The 4,251-nt window shown below is 70.9% G+C and carries 6 protein-coding genes; 3 read left to right on the top strand and 3 right to left on the bottom strand.

Annotated elements, in window-relative coordinates:
- The 3 genes from RWM17_RS12665 to galU all read right to left on the bottom strand — a co-directional run.
- Window positions 1-894: DUF3040 domain-containing protein (locus tag RWM17_RS12665; protein ID WP_314104193.1), on the bottom strand; the 894-nt coding region annotated here is incomplete at its 3' end.
- 111 nt (window positions 895-1,005) lie between these two features.
- Window positions 1,006-1,653 (bottom strand): GNAT family protein, encoded by a 648-nt coding sequence (locus RWM17_RS12660; protein WP_314104192.1) that lies wholly within the window; start codon window positions 1,651-1,653, stop codon window positions 1,006-1,008.
- 11 nt (window positions 1,654-1,664) lie between these two features.
- The gene (galU, locus tag RWM17_RS12655) at window positions 1,665-2,558 is read right to left on the bottom strand and encodes a UTP--glucose-1-phosphate uridylyltransferase GalU (protein ID WP_314104189.1); all 894 of its coding nucleotides are present in this window, start codon (window positions 2,556-2,558) and stop codon (window positions 1,665-1,667) included.
- Window positions 2,559-2,624: 66 nt separating this feature from the next.
- On the opposite strand from galU, the gene RWM17_RS12650 reads away from it, so the two are divergent.
- From RWM17_RS12650 to mscL, 3 genes are all read left to right on the top strand, one after another.
- Entirely contained in the window at window positions 2,625-3,203 is a 579-nt protein-coding gene (locus RWM17_RS12650) for a 5-formyltetrahydrofolate cyclo-ligase (protein ID WP_314104186.1), read from the top strand.
- Window positions 3,204-3,242: 39 nt separating this feature from the next.
- A complete protein-coding gene (locus RWM17_RS12645) occupies window positions 3,243-3,614 on the top strand; it encodes an FmdB family zinc ribbon protein (protein ID WP_314104184.1) in 372 nt (123 codons plus the stop codon).
- A gap of 78 nt (window positions 3,615-3,692) precedes the next feature.
- The gene (mscL, locus tag RWM17_RS12640; protein WP_314104182.1) at window positions 3,693-4,202 is read left to right on the top strand and encodes a large conductance mechanosensitive channel protein MscL; all 510 of its coding nucleotides are present in this window, start codon (window positions 3,693-3,695) and stop codon (window positions 4,200-4,202) included.
- Window positions 4,203-4,251 lie beyond the last annotated feature (49 nt).

Below are 4,251 nucleotides of genomic sequence, written 5' to 3'. Positions count from 1 at the left end.
GGGTGCCCTCGGCGTCGCGGGCGCCGGCACCGCCCGGGGTGCGGAGAGGGCCGCCTCGGCCCGAGCGGCCTCGCGCAGCGCCTGGTGCTGTGCCCGCTGGGACTCCCTCAGCGCCTGGACGGAGCGCTCCGACTGACGTCGAAGATCGTCCGCGGGCGACTCCGCCGCGGGAGCCGCCACCGTTGCTGCAGGCCGGGCGGCAGGTCGCTGGCGTCCCCGTCGCAAGTACAGGGGCGTGGGCACGGGGACCGGGGTCCACTCCCTCGACTCGGCCTCGACCTCTGCCTCGGGGTCGGCGAGCGACGAGGAGAAGTCCTTGAGGGGCTGGCCCACGCGAGGAGCGGAGGCGACCTGACGACGCGCCCGCGCCCGTGACACCGCGGCGAGCTGGGCGAGCATCGCGACCGCTCCGGCCCCGAATGCGAGCCCCGCGATCGAGGCGACCCAGAACGAGGTCGCGATGCCCGCGACGATCGCGACGACGCCGAGCACGAGCACGACGGTCGAGACGAGACGAGAACGACGGAGGCGGCGGGCGGCGAGCGCGGGATCGTGGTCGGCCGCGCGGAGGACGGGCGCGGCGGCCGCGAGCTCGCGGGTGACGGCGCGCTGACGTGCCGCCTCGTGGGCCCGGCGGAGGGCCTCCCGCTTCGTCTCCTCGCGGGCGAGGATGCGCTGCGCGTCGGCGACGGACCGGGCGTTGGCCTCGATCCGCACCTCCTCGGGCAGCTCGGCCGTCTGGGCGAGGATGCGGAGGGTCTGCTGCAGGCGCACGGCGTTCCGCTCGGTGGCGAGGTACTCGCGGCGGCGCTGCCAGGTGGGCACGAGGTAGACGAGCCAGAGCACGGCGACGAGCGCCAGCACGAGGCCCCCGCCCCACGACCCGATGTCCATGCTGACGAGGGTATGAGCGGGGGCACGGCGCGTCGGCCATGTCGCGGGGTGTGTCTCGCCCGGTTCTGCGCAGATCCAGGCCAGATCGGGCCAGATCCCCCGCAGACCCGCCTAGAGCGGCAGCTGCCGCTCGGCGTCGGCGAGCGCCTCGGCCGGCACGCTGCCCTGTCCGACCGGGACCGTGCCCGACCGCCACCGGTGCAGGACGCCCTCGGGCACCTCCTCGGCCACCAGCGCGAAGCAGAAGTGGTCACGCCACATGCCGTTGATGTGGATGTAGCGGCGCCGGAGCCCCTCGTACCGGAAGCCGAGCTTCTCGACCACGCGGAGGCTCGGACCGTTCTCGGGACGGATGCAGATCTCCATCCGGTGCAGGCCGAGGGCACGGAAGCAGTGGTCGGTGGCCAGCGCGACGGCGATCGGGGTCGCGTCGTTCCCGGCTGCCGACTGCGTGACCCAGTAGCCGATCGTCGCCGAGCCGAGCGAGCCGTAGGTGATGCCGCTGACGTTGAGCTGCCCGACGAAGCGACCGTCGAGCTCGATCGCGAACGGGAGGCCGAGGCCGGCGCGGGCGTTCACCTGGAGGGAGCGGATGCTGCCGCGGACGTCGTGGCTGGTGAACCCGTTCGGGTTGGTGGCCTCCCACTGCCGGAGCCACGAGCGGTTCTCGGCCAGCGCCTGGTCGAGGTCGCGGGTGTCACGCAGGCGGAGGGGCCGGATGACGACCCGCCCCTCCGCCAGCGTGGGGATGCTGCTCACGTGGTGGTCGCCTACTCCAGCCCTGCCGTGAACTCCTTGAGCCACGGGCGGAGCTCGTCGCCGAGGTCCTCCCGGTCGCTCGCGAGCTGCACGATGGCCTTGATGTAGTCGAGCTTGTCGCCCGTGTCGTACCGACGGCCGCGGAAGACGACGCCGTACACGCCGCCGGTCCACTCTTCTGCGCCGGCCATCTTCATGAGAGCGTCGGTCAGCTGGATCTCGCCGCCCTTGCCCGGCTCCTGCTTCTCGAGCACGTCGAAGACCTCGGGCCGGATGACGTAGCGGCCGATGATGGCCAGGTTCGAGGGCGACTCGCCCTGTGCCGGCTTCTCGACCAGGCCGGTGACCTTGACGACGTCCTCCTCGTCGGTCTCCTCGACCGTGGCGATGCCGTAGAGATGGGTCTGCGAGGGGTCGACCTCGAGCAGGGCGATCACGGTGGCGTTCTTCTGCCCCTGCACCTCGACCATGCGCGTCAGCAGCGGGTCGCGGGCGTCGATGATGTCGTCGCCGAGCAGGACGGCGAACGGCTCGCGGCCGACGTGCATCTTGGCGCGGAGCACCGCGTGGCCGAGGCCCAGCGGGTCGCCCTGACGCACGTAGTGCATGTCGGCGAGGTCGGTCGACTGGTTGACCTTGGCGAGCTTGTCGTGGTCGCCCTTCTTCTTCAGCGTCTCCTCGAGCTCGCTGACGTGGTCGAAGTGGTTCTCGAGCGCGTTCTTGTTGCGGCCCGTGATCATCAGCACGTCGGTGAGGCCGGCGTTGACGGCCTCCTCGACGACGTACTGGATCGCCGGCTTGTCGACGACGGGGAGCATCTCCTTAGGCATTGCTTTGGTCGCGGGGAGGAATCGGGTACCCAGGCCGGCGGCGGGGATGACTGCTTTGCTGATCGTGAAGCCCATGCCGCTCAGCGTATCCACCCGCGGCGTTCCGCGGGGGGCACATTTCGTGCCCGTACCATCGGGGACATGACGGACGAGGTCGGCAACGCCAAGCGCGCACTCCGGGCGGAGCTGCGACAGCGGCGCCGGAACCAGGGCGACCACGCTCGTGACCAGGCGACCGCAGGCCTGACGAGGCACCTGGTGGACCTCGCCTCGGGGCTCTCCGTCCGGTCGGTGTCGGCCTACCTCTCCACCGCGGACGAGCCGAACACCCGCCCGTTCCTCAACTGGGCCTACGAGAACGACGTCCGCGTCCTGTTCCCCATCTCCCGTCCCGACGGGCTGCTCGACTGGGCCGTCGGCGACGGCGAGACGGAGACGCTCGGGCTGTTCGACCTGCCCGAGCCGGTCGGCGAGGTGCTCAGCCCGATGGCGATCAACGACGTCGACCTCATCATCGTGCCCGCCGCCTCCATCGACCACACGGGGATGCGGATGGGCTGGGGCCGCGGCTACTTCGACAAGACCCTCGGATCGATGGAGAAGCGACCGCCGGTCTATGCTGTGGTGTTCGATTCCGAGTACGTGGAGCAGGTGCCGCACGAGCGTCACGACCAGCCCGTCGACGGCGTCGTCACCCCCAGCGGCATCCACGAGTTCTGAGCTCGCCGACCGCCTCCTCGACCCACAGCTAGGACGCCCGTGCCCACCTACTCGTACCGCTGCACCGAGTGCGGCAACGCCTTCGACGTCGTCCAGTCGTTCACCGACGACTCGCTGACCGTCTGCCCCGTCTGCCAGGGCACGCTCCGCAAGGTGTTCAGCCCCGTGGGCGTCACCTTCAACGGGTCGGGCTTCTACCGCACCGACTCGCGGGGCGGGGGCGGGAGCGGCAGCTCTGCGGCCGGTCAGTCGTCCTCCTCGTCGTCGTCGTCCGACACGAAGTCGTCGGGCGCGAAGGAGAAGAGCGCAGGAGGTGGCGCGTCGTCCGCCGGGTCGGGCACGTCCTCGAGCGGGTCGTCGGGCTCGTCCTCGGGCGGCTCCTCGTCGGGGAGCTCCAGCTCCTCCTCCTGACTCCGGCCTGCGCGGCCGGGCGAGGAGTGGTTGAGTTGTCGGCGACGACGACCACCCTCGACCCGAAGGAGCGCACCTGTGAAGGGCTTCAAAGAATTCGTCCTGCGCGGCAACGTGATCGACCTGGCTGTCGCCGTGGTCATCGGAGCCGCGTTCACCGCCATCGTCACCTCGCTCGTGACCAACATCTTCAACCCGCTGATCGGTGCGGCGTTCAACGCGTCGATGCTCGACGAGGCGCTCGTCGTGAGCATCCCCACGGTGAGCGGCGGTGCCGACGCCGAGCTGAAGTTCGGCGCCGTGATCGGCGCGCTGATCAACTTCCTGATCATCGCCGCCGTGGTCTACTTCTGCCTCGTGCTCCCGGTGAACAGCCTGCTGAAGCGCACCTTCGCGAAGCAGTCGGACGAGACCGTGCCGCCGGCGGACGTGCCGCCGACCGACGTCGAGCTGCTGAGCGAGATCCGAGACCTGCTGCGGGCGCAGTCGGGCATCGAGTCCGGCGTCGCCGGTCACGGCAGCCACGCCGCCGACCCGACGCCGAGCGGCAGCATCGGCGTGGGGAACGGACCGCTCGGCAGCCGCTAGGCCCCCGGCTCCGCACGACGACGACGGCCCGCCCCTCCCTCACCGGGAG

It is taken from the genome of uncultured Frigoribacterium sp. (assembly GCF_963515265.1).
In the GTDB taxonomy this organism is placed as follows: Bacteria; Actinomycetota; Actinomycetes; order Actinomycetales; family Microbacteriaceae; genus Frigoribacterium.
The sequence above is the reverse complement of the archived record's forward strand: the minus strand, read 5'-3'. Positions and strand labels throughout refer to the sequence as shown.

Bases quoted from the DNA above. Each gene is read 5' to 3' on its own strand.
- galU (WP_314104189.1), bottom strand. From the start codon at position 2,558: ATGGGCTTCACGATCAGCAAAGCAGTCATCCCCGCCGCCGGCCTGGGT.
- RWM17_RS12650 (WP_314104186.1), top strand. From the start codon at position 2,625: ATGACGGACGAGGTCGGCAACGCCAAGCGCGCACTCCGGGCGGAGCTG.